Annotated in this window: 12 protein-coding genes and 1 tRNA gene; 4 read left to right on the top strand and 9 right to left on the bottom strand. The window is 69.1% G+C overall.

The window, feature by feature from the left end; genetic code table 11:
- Positions 1-386 (top strand): recombinase family protein (locus VGL30_RS14970; protein ID WP_331540810.1); only part of this gene is annotated, 386 nt, incomplete at its 5' end.
- Positions 387-495: 109 nt separating this feature from the next.
- Here VGL30_RS14970 and VGL30_RS14965 read toward each other — a convergent pair.
- On the bottom strand, positions 496-1,320 hold the full coding sequence (locus VGL30_RS14965) for a hypothetical protein (protein WP_331540809.1): 825 nt from the start codon (positions 1,318-1,320) through the stop codon (positions 496-498).
- Positions 1,321-1,391: 71 nt separating this feature from the next.
- On the bottom strand, positions 1,392-3,215 hold the full coding sequence (locus VGL30_RS14960; RefSeq protein WP_331540808.1) for a recombinase family protein: 1,824 nt from the start codon (positions 3,213-3,215) through the stop codon (positions 1,392-1,394).
- 60 nt (positions 3,216-3,275) lie between these two features.
- Between VGL30_RS14960 and VGL30_RS14955 the strand changes: the two genes are divergently transcribed.
- Complete coding sequence (locus tag VGL30_RS14955) at positions 3,276-4,130, top strand: PA0069 family radical SAM protein (RefSeq protein ID WP_331540807.1); 855 nt, start codon at positions 3,276-3,278, stop codon at positions 4,128-4,130.
- A 267-nt stretch (positions 4,131-4,397) separates the two neighbouring features.
- On the opposite strand, the gene VGL30_RS14950 is transcribed toward VGL30_RS14955, so the two are convergent.
- A complete protein-coding gene (locus VGL30_RS14950) occupies positions 4,398-5,618 on the bottom strand; it encodes a class I SAM-dependent RNA methyltransferase (protein ID WP_331540812.1) in 1,221 nt (406 codons plus the stop codon).
- Between the two features lie 280 nt (positions 5,619-5,898).
- Between VGL30_RS14950 and VGL30_RS14945 the strand changes: the two genes are divergently transcribed.
- A complete protein-coding gene (locus tag VGL30_RS14945; protein WP_331540806.1) occupies positions 5,899-6,513 on the top strand; it encodes a glycine zipper 2TM domain-containing protein in 615 nt (204 codons plus the stop codon).
- A 50-nt stretch (positions 6,514-6,563) separates the two neighbouring features.
- On the opposite strand, the gene VGL30_RS14940 is transcribed toward VGL30_RS14945, so the two are convergent.
- From VGL30_RS14940 to VGL30_RS14920, 5 genes are all read right to left on the bottom strand, one after another.
- Positions 6,564-7,301 carry a TlyA family RNA methyltransferase gene (locus VGL30_RS14940; protein WP_331540805.1) on the bottom strand — a complete coding sequence of 246 codons (738 nt, stop codon included), beginning with the start codon at positions 7,299-7,301 and terminating at the stop codon, positions 6,564-6,566.
- A gap of 4 nt (positions 7,302-7,305) precedes the next feature.
- Complete coding sequence (locus VGL30_RS14935; protein WP_331540804.1) at positions 7,306-9,972, bottom strand: valine--tRNA ligase; 2,667 nt, start codon at positions 9,970-9,972, stop codon at positions 7,306-7,308.
- A gap of 54 nt (positions 9,973-10,026) precedes the next feature.
- Positions 10,027-10,641 carry a DUF2497 domain-containing protein gene (locus tag VGL30_RS14930; RefSeq protein ID WP_331540803.1) on the bottom strand — a complete coding sequence of 205 codons (615 nt, stop codon included), beginning with the start codon at positions 10,639-10,641 and terminating at the stop codon, positions 10,027-10,029.
- A 126-nt stretch (positions 10,642-10,767) separates the two neighbouring features.
- On the bottom strand, positions 10,768-12,252 hold the full coding sequence (locus tag VGL30_RS14925; protein ID WP_331540802.1) for a TolC family outer membrane protein: 1,485 nt from the start codon (positions 12,250-12,252) through the stop codon (positions 10,768-10,770).
- Between the two features lie 172 nt (positions 12,253-12,424).
- Positions 12,425-12,997, bottom strand: a complete 573-nt coding sequence (locus tag VGL30_RS14920; RefSeq protein ID WP_331540811.1) for a protein-L-isoaspartate O-methyltransferase — start codon at positions 12,995-12,997, stop codon at positions 12,425-12,427.
- 152 nt (positions 12,998-13,149) lie between these two features.
- Here VGL30_RS14920 and VGL30_RS14915 point away from each other — a divergent pair.
- Positions 13,150-13,223: transfer RNA gene (locus VGL30_RS14915), tRNA-Cys, on the top strand.
- Positions 13,224-13,235: 12 nt separating this feature from the next.
- On the opposite strand, the gene VGL30_RS14910 is transcribed toward VGL30_RS14915, so the two are convergent.
- Complete coding sequence (locus VGL30_RS14910) at positions 13,236-14,447, bottom strand: MFS transporter (protein WP_331540801.1); 1,212 nt, start codon at positions 14,445-14,447, stop codon at positions 13,236-13,238.
- Positions 14,448-14,598: the final 151 nt, after the last annotated feature.

Below are 14,598 nucleotides of genomic sequence, written 5' to 3'. Positions count from 1 at the left end.
CGCTCCAGACGGTGCAGCAGTTGCGCACCAAGGGCGTGTCGCTCTTCCTTCTGGACCTGAACGGCGACGTCACCAACGGCCTCGGCAAGACATTCCTGACCATTGCCGCCGCCTTCGCCGAGATGGAGCGTGACCGAATTCGAGAACGCGTCGGCGACATGAAGAAGGACCAGCGCGCCCGAGGCCGGTATCTCGGCGGCAAAATCCCATTCGGCTTCTGTGTCGAGAACGGTGCCCTTCAGGAGATTCCCGACGAACAAGCGATCATCACCGCCGCCCGATCGATGCGCATGTCTGAGAAGTCGCTGAGAGCTATCCAATCCGCCATATTGGCTGACTACGGGCGTAAGCTATCGCTCGACGCTCTCAGCCGGATAGTCTCCTAGAGTCACAGTCTAAGCAACGCCAAGAAAAAAAAGACCTCCGGGGGCTCCAGGCACCTCACGCCTGTTGGCAGCGCGGCGGCCCCTCTAGCGGTAGAGGATTGATTTGAGGTTAGGGGTGCGCATCCAAAATGGCGTTCAGTTCGATAACTTCTTCCTTCGGCAGAAAAACATTGTCGATCACCCATTGCAGCACTTCCCGGTGCTCGCTTCTTTCCTGCGAGCCCTGCGCTGAACCCCGTAGCACCTCGATCGAGCGATAGATTCCCGCGTTGTGGGCGAGTGCCCCGCGCTTTTGGCGCCGTCGTGGCCGTAGCTCCGGAAAGAACGCCACGTTCCATCGCCTGAAGGTTTGTCGCCGAACATCCGACCGAGGGAGATCGAGAAGCTTCTCCAGCGGCGCGCCGCTCAGGTGGCGCCAGAGTCTGGGATTGGCTTCCAGTTCGGCGATCCAGTCGATCTGCTCACCAGACGTGTCGGTCTTGAACACAAGCGCGTGCCGGCGAGCCCAGTAGACGAGATGGTCAGCCCGAAAGATGTCGATGTCGGCGATGACGTAGCTGAATGCCGCGTAGCGGTTTGTCGGGCTGCCGTAGACGTTCAGGTTCCGAACGAAATCATCGTTCGCTGTTTCGAACCAGCCGGCGCCGCCGGCAAATTTCGGGCGCACAAACGGGGGCGGCTCTAGGCGAGGGTCGATCTTCTTAAGCCTGCCAAGGAGCACCTGAATGTTATGGGTCGGCTTGGACGCCGACGCGCCATTCATTAGGAGCGCGGCCTTCAGGTATTTCTCGACTGCGTGCAGCGTCAGCCACCAAAAATCATGGTCCCGATGTTCGAAAAAGGCCGCGCGCGCGCCGATATAATTCTGATCGGCGGTGTCCAGGAACATCTCGCGGATGAGCGAGATTCGGCGGTGGTAGGCGGCGAATGACATACAGCGGAGGTTGTAACGCTGTTCGCGCGACGCCGCAGTAGGATTGCAACGCGTAGCCCTTCGCTAACCCGTTAGGCGCCCGCCTTTTCTCGCTCCCGTCGAACGTGCATCGCGAGTTCGCGTATGTAGTCGGGCTTCACGCTTTCCGAGCCGCTCGTTTCTCCCGCACGTCCAAGCAATGTAAGAATGTCGTTCGCCATCCCCCGCAGCGCATCGGCCGCCATCGCTGCCACCTCCTCGGGTGCCTTCTCCGGATGTCGTTCGGAAAGGGACCTGATCAAATCAAAAGTTCCCGTCTCGGCGCCCGTGTTGTCGAAGGTTCGGAAAAACGAGCCGTCGCCCAGCCACATCGTGAACTTCCGGTCGCTATCCTCGACGGCGCAGACCACCCGGCAGCCTAGTTCGCGCAGCGCCGTCTTCACCCGTGCCCGCGCGAGCCGCCGGATGTCGGCGTCGGCGTCGTCTAGAGCGCCGCGGACCTCGGCGACGCGGCGTAGATGTTCGGCCGGACTGACTGCGCCTCGCGCCGCCTGAAGCGCGTCGGCCACCTTGTCACGGTCGGCTTCAAGTACTCGTCGCATCTTCCCCAGGTCGGCGAGTTCGCGCTCAATCTCTGGCGCGTCGTCGACCCGTGCCAGCAGACGGACCAGTCGCGTGGCTTCCGCTTCCCTGTCCCGGAGCGCCTTCTCCAATTCCGCCAGTGTGGTCGAGAGCTTCGCCGTCTGATCGGGCGCGGCGAAGAACCAATCGTCCAGCGCGAGATGCAGAACAGAGTCCAGTGCCGCTTTCTCAAACGGCCTATACCTAAACATCTGCGTCTGAGAACACCCGCGACTCCGGCTCGCGAAGTTGCATTGCCAATGGCGCGTCGGCGGACGCTCGCCGTTGGTTCGAAGATGCATCGGGTTGCCACACCTTCCGCAAGTCACCATTCCAGCGAACAAGTTCGCAACGTTCCGCGTGTGGCGTCCGCCGACGCCCGGCCGGGCCGCCTCGGGACCGTTGACCAGTTTCCGAGAGTCCAGGTTGCGACGCGCTCGGGCGACAAGGTCGGCGTCGACGATGCGGGGGTAATAGCCGACGAGGCGTTCCGCGAACTTCGTCCGGCTTTCCTTCGTGTTGGAGAATCCGGGCTGATAGTCGCCTTCGACCGCAGGCTGTCGCAAGATCAGCTTCACGTATGTCAGTTCCCAGGTCGGGGTTGAAGTTGGCTTGCGCCATTTCCCCCAAGCTAGAACTCCACGCTCGTTCAAGAGCTTCGCGATCAAGCGGGGGCCTATTCCCTCCGCCGCCATCTCGTACATCTCACGAACCAGCGCGGCGCGATTTGGATCAACATCAAAGCCCGAACGATCCGGCCGCATTTTCAGCCACCCCGGAGCCTTCGCAGTGATCACCCGTCCGGTGGCCTTTGCCTCTGCCATATTGCGCGTGATGCGATCGCGGACTCGCTCGCTCTTCTTCTGGGATTCATCGTGCGCGCCATGCGCCTTTGAGAGGATTTCGATGATCCACATGATTTCGGCGTTGAGGCCGGCGTCGTCGTAGACGCGCTCCCCATCTGCCGTCGCGATGCAGACCCCCTTTTCACAAATGTCTTCAAGCCATCGCTGCGTCTTCCGTGGAGCTTGGCGTGAAATCCTGTCGAGCCGCTCGACGACAAGCACGGAACCCCGCCCGATCTCCCCGTTCATGACGCGCTCGGCGAACTTGCCGAGTTCACCCGATGCTAAGTGATCGCCGGTCCAAGCCGAACGCCCGAGGTCTTCGATCGTGTCGACGATAGTCCAGCCACGGCGATCACAGAGCTTGCGGCAATCTTCTAGTTGTCGTTCCCGGGACGCGCCCTTCTCTTGACGCTTGTCCGAAAATCTAACGTATACATAGGCCTGCACGTCGTTCCCCTCGCGGGTGCGCTTCTTCTCTCAGGTATTCTGACGGAGACTGCGTAACAGGTGGTATACGGCTGCATCTACTGTTACGCCCGGCCGGCGCACGCCTACATGGGCCTGTCGCCGGGGCTGGATTTCGAGACCAGGCTGTTCTTCAAGCCGGACGCAGGGCGGCTGCTGGCCCGGGAGCTCTCGCGGCCGCGCTACGTGCCGCAGGTGATCCATGTGGGCGGCGACACCGACCCCTACCAGCCGGCCGAGCGGCGGCTGCGGGTCACCCGGGCGGTGATCGAGACGCTGAGCCGGTTCCGGCATCCGTTCTCGATCATCACCAAGTCGGCGCTGATCGCGCGCGACCTCGACCTGATGGGGCCGATGGCGGCGGACGGGCTGGTGCGGGCGGCGGTCTCGGTGACCAGCCTCGACCGCAAGCTGGCGCGCAGCATGGAGCCCAGGGCCGCGACGCCGGAGCGGCGGTTGGACGCGATCCGCCGGCTGGCCGGGGCCGGCGTGCCGGTGACGGTGATGTTCGCCCCCGCCATCCCGGGCCTCAACGACCATGAGATGGAGGCGGTGCTGGAGGCCGCCGCCCAGGCCGGCGCCTCGGGCGCGGGCTACGTCGCCCTGCGCCTGCCGCTGGAGATCGCCGACCTGTTCCAGGAATGGCTGGCCACGGATCATCCAGGTCGGGCCCGCCGGGTGATGTCGCTCGTGCGGCAGATGCGCGGCGGCAAGGCCTATGATTCCGAGTGGGGCCAGCGGATGAAGGGCCAGGGCCCCCTCGCCGACCTGATGGCCCAGCGCTTCAAGGCCGCCCGCCGCCGCTACGGCCTGGACCGCCCCTCGGTCGCGCTCGACCTGAGCAAGTTCTGCGTGCCCCCCAAGGCCGGCGACCAGATCGACCTGTTCGGCGGGTGAGCCGCCCGATCACAGTCCGAGGACCAACCTTATGTTCTCTTTATATTCTCGACGGACGACGCTGCTCGGGATACACTTTCCGGTACGCCCTGCGCCCCTGAGTGCTTAGAGCTGTTGATGGCCGTTAGCGCTTCGAAATCACGTAGATTATTGATTCAACATCATTTCATCCGAAGGCCGAAGTGCTGTTTACGACCCTGGAAACCGCTTATCTCGTACGGGGTTGTAAGCGGTTCCCCTGGAGGCGGGAGAACCCCGACGTCCCGTTCACCGCACGAACACCCCCACCAGCTCGATATGCGGCGACCAGAGGAACTGGTCGACGGGCAGCACGCGCTCCAGTCGGAAGCCCGCCTCGATCAGCAGGGCGGCGTCGCGGACGAAGGTGGCCGGGTTGCAGGAGACGCCGATGACGCGGGCGGCCTGGGACCTGGCGAGCTCGGCGGCCTGCGGGGCGGCCCCGGCGCGGGGCGGGTCGAAGACGGCGACGTCGATCCGCTTCAGCTCCATGGCCAGCACCGGGCGGCGGACCAGGTCGCGGACCTCGGCGGTGACGCCCTTCAGCCCGGGCGCGGTGGCGAGCGCCGCGGTGATCGCGTGGATCGCCGGCGCCTCGCTGTCGACGGCCAGCACCGGGGCGATCCCGGCCAAGGGAAAAGTGAAGGTCCCGACGCCGCAATAGAGGTCGGCGATGCGCGATGCGCCCGCGGCGGCTTCGGTCACGAAGGCGGCCATCGCCGCCTCGGCCTGCGGGACCGCCTGCAGGAAGGCGCCGGGCGGCAGGGCGACCGTCGCGGCGCCCAGCCGCACGCGAGGCTGGCGGGCCATGAAGGCGACCTCGCCGTCGATGGTCACCCGGGCGAAGTTCGCCGCGCCGGCCGCCTCGGCCAGGCGCATCCGCGCGTCGGCCGAAAGCCCGCCGGCCTTGTGCGCCACGCCGGAGATGTCCACGTCGACGCCCCCGTCAGCCAGCGTCACGTGCAGGCTGGGCGCAGACTTGGGGTTCTCGAACAGCGGCGCGGCCAGCCGGCGCAGGGCGGGAAACGCCGCCTCGAGCCGCGGGTCGGCGATCGGGCAGACTTCCACCGCGACCAGCGTCCAGGCCTTGCGCTGCTTGTAGCCCAGCCGGGCCTCGTCGCGCTTGCCGGGCCGGGCGTGCAGGGTGAGCCTGCGGCGCGACCCCGGCGGGGCGGCGAAGGGCGGCAGGATCTCGGTCTCGATCCGCTGCCGCGCCAGGGTGGCGGCGAGGCGCTGCACCTTCCAGGCCAGGTAGGCCCCGTGCTCCCAGTGCTGCAGGGCGCAGCCGCCGCAAACGCCGAAGTGCGGACACGGCGGGACCACGCGCTCGGGGCTGGCCGCCAGCACTTCGACCAGTTCGCGCCGCTCGCCGCGGCCGCGCAGGCGCACACGTTCGCCCGGTAGGGTGTAGGGCGCGTAGACGGGCCCGGCGGCCACGCCGTCGCCCTCCCCGCCCACGGCCTCGATCAGCGCCTCGGCGGCCGGCGCTTCGGCGTCGTCCCGGTCGAGCGGGGTGGAACTACGTTTGGACAAGACCCATTCTCCTGGGAGGCGGACGCGCCTGGACCTCCTGTCGCGCGCCTGCATGAACATGAACAGCCCGATCAAGGGCCATTCACCTTTCTTACGCCATGGTCCCCGGCGAAAAGGGGCCTACGGCGCAGCTTGACGGAAGGATCGGACATGACGTCCGCGCTTGCATTGACCGCCGCCGGCCGCCCGCCTTTTAGTCCCAAGGGGAGAGCTTAAGATGACCACCCGTTCCATCCTCGCCAGGTCCACCCTGACCGCCGTCGCCGGCGTCATGGCGCTGACCACGGCCGCCGCCGTCCCGAGCTTCGCCCAGGCGCAGTCGGGCGGCTACTACGACCCCTGCAGGCGCGATCAGACCAACCGCGGCACGGTCGGCGGCGTGCTCGGCGCCCTGGCCGGCGCGGCCATCGGCTCCAACGTCGCGGCCCGCAAGAACCGCACCGAAGGCGCCCTCTTGGGCGGCGCGGTGGGCGCGGTCGGCGGCGCAGTCGTCGGCAACAATTCGGCCGCCTGCCGCTCCGGCGACTACCGCAGCGGCTATTACGACAGCCGCCCCAGCGGCTACTACAGCGACCGGGCCTACGATCGCGGCTACCAGCCCGACTACGGCGCCTCGCAATATGACCGGTCGCGCTACTACTCCGAGGACCGCTACGGCGGCGACGGTTACCGCAGCGGCTACGCGGACAGCTACACCGTGACCGACCGGCCGCCCACGGCCGATGGCTGCACCCTGGCCGAAAGCCCGATCTACCTGCCGGACGGCCGGGTCCAGAAGCGCTTCGTCCGGGTCTGCCCGGACGCCTCGGGCCGCTACCAGGTGGTGGAATAAGCGACTCTTTCCTTGTCCTGAAGAGGACGGAGGAGGAAAGAGCCCGGCCATCACCCGCCCCTGCGCGCCCACAGCAGCCACTCCAGCGCCCCTTCCCCGCCCGGCGTGGCGCTCTCGGCGGTCGCGCGCACGGCCCAGCCGGCGGCCTCCAGGAACGCCCCGACCTGCTGCAGCGCGCGCAGCCGCGCGGCTGGATCCCTGACCCTCCCGCCCTTGCCCACGTCGGCCGGGCCGACCTCGAACTGCGGCTTGACCAGCGCGACCAGGTCCGCGCCCGCCTGCGCCAGGAGAAGCGCCGCCGGCAGGGCCTTGATCAGGCTGATGAAACTGACATCGCAGACCACGAGGCCGATCGGCCCCGGGATCAGCTCCGGCGTCAGCGACCGGGCGTCGACGCCCTCCAGGCTGACCACTCGGGGATCGCCCGCCAGTCGCGGGTGAAGCTGGCCGCGGCCCACGTCCACCGCATAGACCCGCGCCGCCCCCTTCGCCAGGCAGACCTCGGTGAAGCCGCCGGTGGAGGAGCCCACGTCCAACGCGATCCGGCCCGCAACCTCGACCGGCCAGAGGTCCAGCGCCTGCGCCAGCTTCAGGGCTCCCCGGCCGACCCAGGGATGGGCTGGCTCGGCGACCACATGGGCGGCCGCGCCGATCAGGTCCGAGGCTTTCGCCACCACGCGCCCGTCCGCCGTCACCCGTCCCGCCTCGATGGCGGCGCGGGCCTTGGCGCGGCTCTCGAACAGGCCGCGGGCCACCAGCGCCCGGTCGGCGCGCTCGCCGGGCGCCACGGCCTCAGCCGACCTGAGACAGGCGCTGGAGCGCGGCCTCCAGCTTGGCCTTGGCGTCCTGCGCCTCCGCCATCCGCTCGCGGTTCTCCTCGACCACCTCCTCTGGCGCCCGGGCGACGAAGTCGGCGTTGCCGAGCTTCCTGGCGGTGCGGTCGATGTCGGAGGCCAGGCCCGCGATCTCTTTGCCCAGGCGGGCGCGCTCGGCGGCCAGGTCGATGAACTCGGCGACCGGCAGGGCGAGCGTCGCGCCTTCCACCACGAAGGGGATCGCACCCGCCGGCGCGGCGTCCAGGAACCGCAAGGCCTCGACCCGCAGCATCTGGCTGATCACGGCGGCGTTGGCCTCCAGCACCGCGCGCTGACGCTCCGTGGCCTCCAGCACCAGCAGCGGCGGACGCGCCGCGACAGGCACGTTGAGCTCGGAACGCACCGAGCGGCCCTCGCTGATCGCCGCCAGCAGCAGGCCGATCTCCGTCTCCGCCTCGGCGTCGACCAGGCTCGCCGGCAGGTCGGGCCAGGGGGCGGTTATCAGGAATCCCTGATGTTCGCGGGGCGCGCCGACCGCGGCGGTCTGGCTCCACAGCTCCTCCGTGATGAACGGCATCACCGGATGCAACAGCTTCAGCGCCAGGTCCAGGACCCAGGCGGCGGTGGCGCGGGTCTCGGCGCCGGCGGCTTCGTCCGTCCCGTTCAACGCCGGCTTGGCGGCCTCGACGTACCAGTCGCAGTAGACGTTCCAGATGAAGCGGTAGATCGCGTCGGCCGCCTCGTCGAAGGCGCAGCCGTTCAGCGCCCGGGTCATCGCCTGTTCGGTCCGCACGGCCTGGCTGACGATCCAGCGGTTGAGCGCGATCTTCACCTTCGCCGGATCGAAGCCCTCCGCCCGCGCGCAGCCGTTCATCAGGCAGAAGCGCGTGGCGTTCCACAGCTTGGTTCCGAAGTTACGATAGCCCTCGATGCGTTGCCGGGAGAGCTTGATGTCCCGCGCCGCGCCCGACATCGCCGTCAGGGTGAAGCGCAGCGCATCGGCGCCGTAGTCGTCGACCAGTTCGAGCGGATCGAGGACGTTGCCCTTGGACTTGGACATCTTCCGCCCCTCGGCGTCGCGCACCAGGGCGTTGATGAAGATGCGGCGGAACGGGACCTCGCCCATGAAGTGCAGGCCCTGCATCATCATCCGGGCCACCCAGAAGAAGATGATGTCGAAGCCGGTCACCAGGGTGCTGGTGGGGTAGAACCGCTTGAGGTCCCGCGCCTCCTGCGGCCAGCCCAGGGTGGAGAACGGCCAGAGCGCCGAGGAGAACCAGGTGTCGAGCACGTCCTCGTCCTGGCGCAGCCGCTCGTCGCGCCCGTAGGCCGTGCGCGCCGCCGCCTTCGCCGCCTCTTCGTCCTCGGCCACGAACACCTGGCCGTCCGGGCCGTACCAGGCCGGGATACGGTGGCCCCACCAGAGCTGGCGGGAGATGCACCACGGCTGGATGTTGCGCATCCACTCGAAGAAGGTCTTCTCCCAGTGGCGCGGCTCGAAGACGGTGCGCCCCTCCTCCACCGCCTTGATGGCCGGCTGGGCCAGCACCTCGGCGTTCACGTACCACTGGTCGGTAAGGTACGGCTCGACCACCACGCCCGAACGGTCGCCATGCGGGACCATGTGGCGGGTGGGCTCGATCCCGCGCAGCAGGCCGAGCGCCTCGAACTCGGCCACCACCTTCCTGCGCGCTTCGAAGCGATCGAGGCCGCGGTACTCGGGCGGGACGTTGTCGTTCAGCCGCGCGAAGTCGTCGAGAATGTTGATCTGCGGCAGGCCGTGCCGCTTGCTCACCTGGAAGTCGTTGAAGTCGTGGGCGGGCGTGATCTTCACCGCGCCGGAACCCTTCTCCGGGTCGGCGTAGTCGTCGGCGATAATCGGGACCAGCCGGCCGGCGATCGGCAGCCGCACGTTCTTGCCCACCAGCGCCTTGTAGCGCTCGTCGGTCGGGTGCACCGCCACGGCGGTGTCGCCCAGCATGGTCTCGGGCCGCGTGGTGGCCACCACCACCTCGCCGGAGCCGTCCTCCAGCGGATAGGCGAAATGCCAGTAGGAGCCGTCCACCTCGCGCTGCTCGACCTCCAGGTCGGAGATCGCCGTCTGGAAGTGCGGGTCCCAGTTCACCAGGCGCTTGTCGCGGTAGATCAGGCCTTCGGCGTGCAGGGTCACGAACACCTTGCGCACCGCGGCCGACAGGCCCTCGTCCAGGGTGAAGCGCTCGCGGCTCCAGTCGCAGGAGGCGCCCAGGCGGCGGAGCTGGCCCACGATGGCGCCGCCGGATTCGGCCTTCCATTCCCAGACCTTCTCAACGAAGGCCTCGCGGCCCAGGTCGCGGCGGCCGACGTTGCCTTCCGCGGCCAGCTGACGCTCCACCACCATCTGGGTGGCGATGCCGGCGTGGTCGGTGCCCGGCAACCAGAGCGCGGCCTTGCCCCGCATCCGCTCGAAGCGGATCAGCACGTCCTGCAGGGTATTGTTCAGCGCGTGGCCGATATGCAGCCGCCCGGTGACGTTGGGCGGCGGGATGACGATGCTGAACGGCTCGGCGGCCGGGTCGTCTATCGGCAAAAAGGCGCCCGACGCCTCCCAGGCGGCGTAGAGGCGCGGTTCGGCGGTCTTTGGATCGAAATTCTTTTCAAGCATGCCGGGCGGTGCATACCGTCCCGCACGCGCCGGCGAAAGCCGGCCCCGGCGGAATTATCCGCGACCGCGGCTGCGGGCGATCCGCTCGACTTCCTCGGCCACCGCCGTCTGCACGATCTGCGGCAGGTTGGAATCCAGCCAATCCCTGAGCAGCGGGCGCAGCAGGTCGCGCACGACGTCCTCCAGGGTGTGGTTGTCGCGCGGCATGGCGATGGCCGCTGAGAGCTGGCCGAAGGCGGAGGCCGCGGCGCTGGCGGCGACGGCGCCCACCAGGGTCTCGGCCGGCGCGGGTGCAGGCGCCGCGACCGGCGGGGGCTCGGGCGGGGGCGGCGGCGCGGCGGCGATCACCGGCTCCGGTTCCGGTTCGGGTTCGGGTGGAATGTAGACGTCGATGTCGCCGTGGGTCTCCACCTTCTCGGTCAACTCCAGCACGTCCTCCTCGTGGGGCTCCGGCGCCAGGTCTGGCTGCAGCGGGGGCTCGGGCTCCGCTTCCGGTTCGACCGAAGCCATCGGCGCCTCCGCCAGCGTAGCCGGCGCCCCTGCGTCTTCGGCCGCTCCAGCGGCCGAAGCCTCCTCCGTCGCTGCGGGGGCGTCGTCCTCCGAGATGATGCGCCGGATGGAGGCGAGAATTTCCTCCATCGTCGGCTCTTGGGCGGTCTGCTCGGACATGTGCGGCCTGTCGGGCGAAAGTGCGAATCCGTCGCGCCAGGGTAGGCGCGCTAGGGGGATGGTGCAATTTCCGCCCGAGTCCGCAAGTTCGGATTCGCCCAGCGGGCGAAACGCCGCGCCGGGCGGCTACTTCGTCCGCGACTTGCCCGGTTCCGGCTGCGGCAGGGGCGCGGCGTTCGCCGGCGGTTCCAGCGGCAGCTCCTTGGTCTTGCCCACAAGCACGGAGTCGACGAGCCCGATAGGCTCTTCCCAGGGCGCCCAGCCCCAGGTGACCCTGAGCTTGTTGAAGTTGGTCTTGGGGTCGTAGCGCGGCGCCATCGGCGTCAGGTTGCGCGCCTCGAGCCGGCCCATGGCCGAGATCACGCCGGCGGCGGAGACGTATTCGTCATGCCGCGCGCCGATCTGCGACAGCTGGGCGGCCCGCAGCTCCTGCTCGGCGTTCAGGACGTCGAGGGTGGTGCGCAGGCCCACCTGCTGCTCCTGGCGCGTACCCTCCGAGGCGATCATGGCCGCGCGGACCTGCTCGTCGGTCGAGCTGATATTGGCCCGGGCGGCCAGCAACTGGTTCCATGCCTGGGTCAAGGTCTGCAGGACGGTGCGGCGCGCGCCCTCGATGCTGATGCGGTCGGCGTTGTTGCGCTCCACCTGCTGGCGGATGCGCGAAGTGGTCAGGCCGCCGTTGAACAGCGGCACGCTGACTGATGCCCGGGCGGTGATGTTCTGCGCCCAGGTGTCGGTGTCGACCGAGCGGCCCAGTCCGCTGAAGCCGTAGGTGGCGGCCACCGACACCTGCGGCATCCGCTCGGCGCGGGCGCCCGCCAGGCGCGCCCGGCTGGCCTGCTCGGTGTAGCGGGCGGCGCGGATCTGGGCGTTGTTGTCCTCGGCGATGTCGAAGGCCTTGTCCACGTCGACAGGCAGCAGCCCCGCCAGCGACGGCTCCGGCGCGAGCTCTCCGGGGTTCTGGCCGACCACGGCGGCGTAGTTGCCGCGGCTGATGGCCAGCTGCGCCTGGGCCGACTGCAGGCTGGAGACCGCCGCAGCCAGGCGTGCCTGCGACTGGGCCACGTCGGTGCGGGTGATCTCCCCCACGTCGAAGCGCGCCTTCGATTCGTCGAGCTGGCGCTGCAGGACGCCCACGTCCTCCTGGCGGATGTGCACCGCCTCCTGGTCGCGGCGGACGTCCACATAGGCCTGGACCACCTGGCCCAGGATCTGCGACTCCAGGCGGCGCAGGTTCTCGCGCCCGGTCAGGATGTCGGCCTCGGCGGCGGTCACGGCCGCGGCCACCCGGCCGCCGGTGTAGATCGGCTGGTTGAGGCTGAAGAAGGCGTTGCCGACGTAGCGCTCCGAGTAGCTGGTGGAGGCCAGGGTGTCGACCACGCCGTCGCCGTTGGTGTCGACGAAGCCCTGCGCGCCGGGCACGCGCGTCTGGGTGTAGGTGTCCTGCACCCCTGCGCTCAGCGTCGGCCGCCAACCGGCGCGCGCCTGGACGTAGTTCTCGTCGAGCGCCCGCTGCGTGGCCCGCTGGGCCTGCAGCGTCGGGTTCGACTCGTAGGCAAGAGCGATAGCGTCTGCGAGGGTCTCGGCGGCGGCTGGAAGCGCAACCGCCATTCCAGCGGCGCAAACCATCGCCAGGAGGCCTCCGCGGCGGCACGTCAACATTCGTCATCCCCGAGGCAGGCGACTGGGCGCGGCCCCTTATGACCGTCGCAACGGTCCAAGGCCAGATTCTGTGATCTTACGCTTTTTTCACGCGGTGGTTTCGAAGGTGTTTCATTTTCGGTCAGAAGGCGAAACCGCGCTGCGCCTCGAAACCGGCCAGCACCGGGGGCGTGGCGTCGAAGATCGGCCGGCGGCCGACGCCGTCCTCGGCCCGCACGTAGAGCGTCGCCTTGCCCACCGGCCCGTCGCGCTCGATCACCGCCAGGCGGCCGCCGGGGGCCAGGGCCGATAGCCAGGCCTGCGGGACCTGCGACACCGCGCCTTCGCAGATCGCGATGTTGAATTCCATGCCGGCCGGCGGCTGCAGCCCCTCGCCGTCGATGCGGCGGACGGCGAGCCCCAGCGCCTCCAGCACCGCTGCCGCGTAAGGTGCGGCGATGGCCAGCGCCTGCTCGCCCGGTTGCGGCCGCAGCGCCTGCAGCAGCTTGGCCACGTCGCGCGGCTTCAGCAGCCAGCGGCCCGGCGCATATTCCACCTCCGCGTCGGCGTAGGCCAGGTAGGTCTTGCCTAGCGGGACGAAGGCCTCGCGCGGGATGTCGTGCATGGCGTCGTGGATGCGTACGTCGGTGACGTCGCTGGTGCGCACCTGGCTCTCCACCATGTTCAGGCGGGCGGCGGCGAAATCGGCGGCCATGGATCCTCGGGCGCTCATGTGGTGCAGGCTTATAGGTCGCGCCGCGCGCGCAACGCAATCGCCAGCGCCGGAGACGTTGCCGCAGGCCGGGGGTTCTGTTAGCGATCCGCCTCTCGCTGCGGCGGGCGCCCCCGCGCCGGCCGCTGCCCCAGGGCCTGGTGGCGGAGTGGTGACGCAGCGGACTGCAAATCCGCGCACCCGAGTTCGATTCTCGGCCAGGCCTCCAAACTCCTTCCGTTCAGTGCGCCGTCCGGGCCAGCGCCGCCCGCCGCGCCCGGGCCGCGCCGCCCAGCACATAGGCCCCGCCTATGACCGCGCAGCTCACGGCGATCACCATGTAGAGCCCCTGCAGCCCCACGGCGTCGCGGATCGGCCGCATGATGAACGGATTGAGAAAGCCGCCGACGTTGAAGGCCGCGGCGTAGAAGCCCAGCGCCCGCGCCCGCACGGCCGGCGCGGCCAGGCCCAGCAGCAGGTCGATGAGGCAGGGCACGATCGCGCCACAGGCCATCCCGAGGAAGGCGCAGGCGGCGCCGAACGCCAGGGGCGTCTCCGCCACCGCCGCCAGCCCGTTGCCGACCGCCAGCAGGACGATCCCGATCGCCGCCACGCCGACCTTGCCCAGCCGCGCCTGCAGCGCGCCATAACCCAGCGCCGCCAGCATCGAGAACAATCCCTGCATGGACATCACGCTTGAGGTCTCGGCGGTCGAGGTGATCCCCTGCTCGGCCAGCAGCAGCGGGATGTGGGTGTTGGTGGTGGTCAGCACCAGCATCAGCAGGCCGCCGGCCAGGAAGATCGGCAGGACCGGGGCCAGCAGCCGGTAGTCGGTCCTGGCGCCGCGCTCTTGGCTCCCGGCGCCGCCGCGGACAGCCACGAGGACGCAGACGACGATGATCGCGCCTACCGCGGTGAACTGCAGGAAGGCGCTTTGCCAGCCGGCCTGGTCGGCGATCACCCCGGAGAGCCAGACCGAGCCCGCCGCCAGCAGGCTTCCGAAGGCGGACGCGAAGCCGATCATTCGGGCTCGGGCGTCGCCCGCATAGAGTTCGGCCAGCAGCAGGCCGCGGCCGATACCGATGATCGCCGCAGCGAAGCCGATGCAGAAGCAGATGGTCAGCAGGCCGGGCGCGCTGGGCGGCGCGAGGGCTGCAGCGCCGGCCAGCGCGAAGGCCAGCCCGCCGACACAGATCGCCCTGCGGGCGCGCAGCCATTCGGCGATCCAGCCGCCCACAAGGCCGCCCAGGGCCAGACCGGCCAGAGGCATCACGATGATGATCTGCGAGATGCGCTCGTCGCCGATCTGCGCGGCTATCGGCCGCAGCACCGGCCCGACCACGCCGAACGAGATGCCCGACGTGGCGGAGGCCAACAGGATGACGACCGCAGCGCCGATCCGGCGCCAGGCGGGTTCGACGACAGGCGTATCGCCAGCGGCGGGCTGCGACATGGATCCTCCGTGGGGAATGCGCGTCGTTCACCGCGCGATCTTCCCGCCACGCTGGGCCTCGGCGCAGGCCTTTGGCAAGGCGGAAACGCGGCGGCCGCGCGGCGTGAACACGAAAACGGGCGGCCCCGCGAAGGACCGCCCGCCGGCCTTG

The organism is Phenylobacterium sp. (assembly GCF_036502675.1).
GTDB lineage: Bacteria > Pseudomonadota > Alphaproteobacteria > Caulobacterales > Caulobacteraceae > Phenylobacterium.
This window is presented reverse-complemented; position numbering and strand designations above follow the sequence as displayed.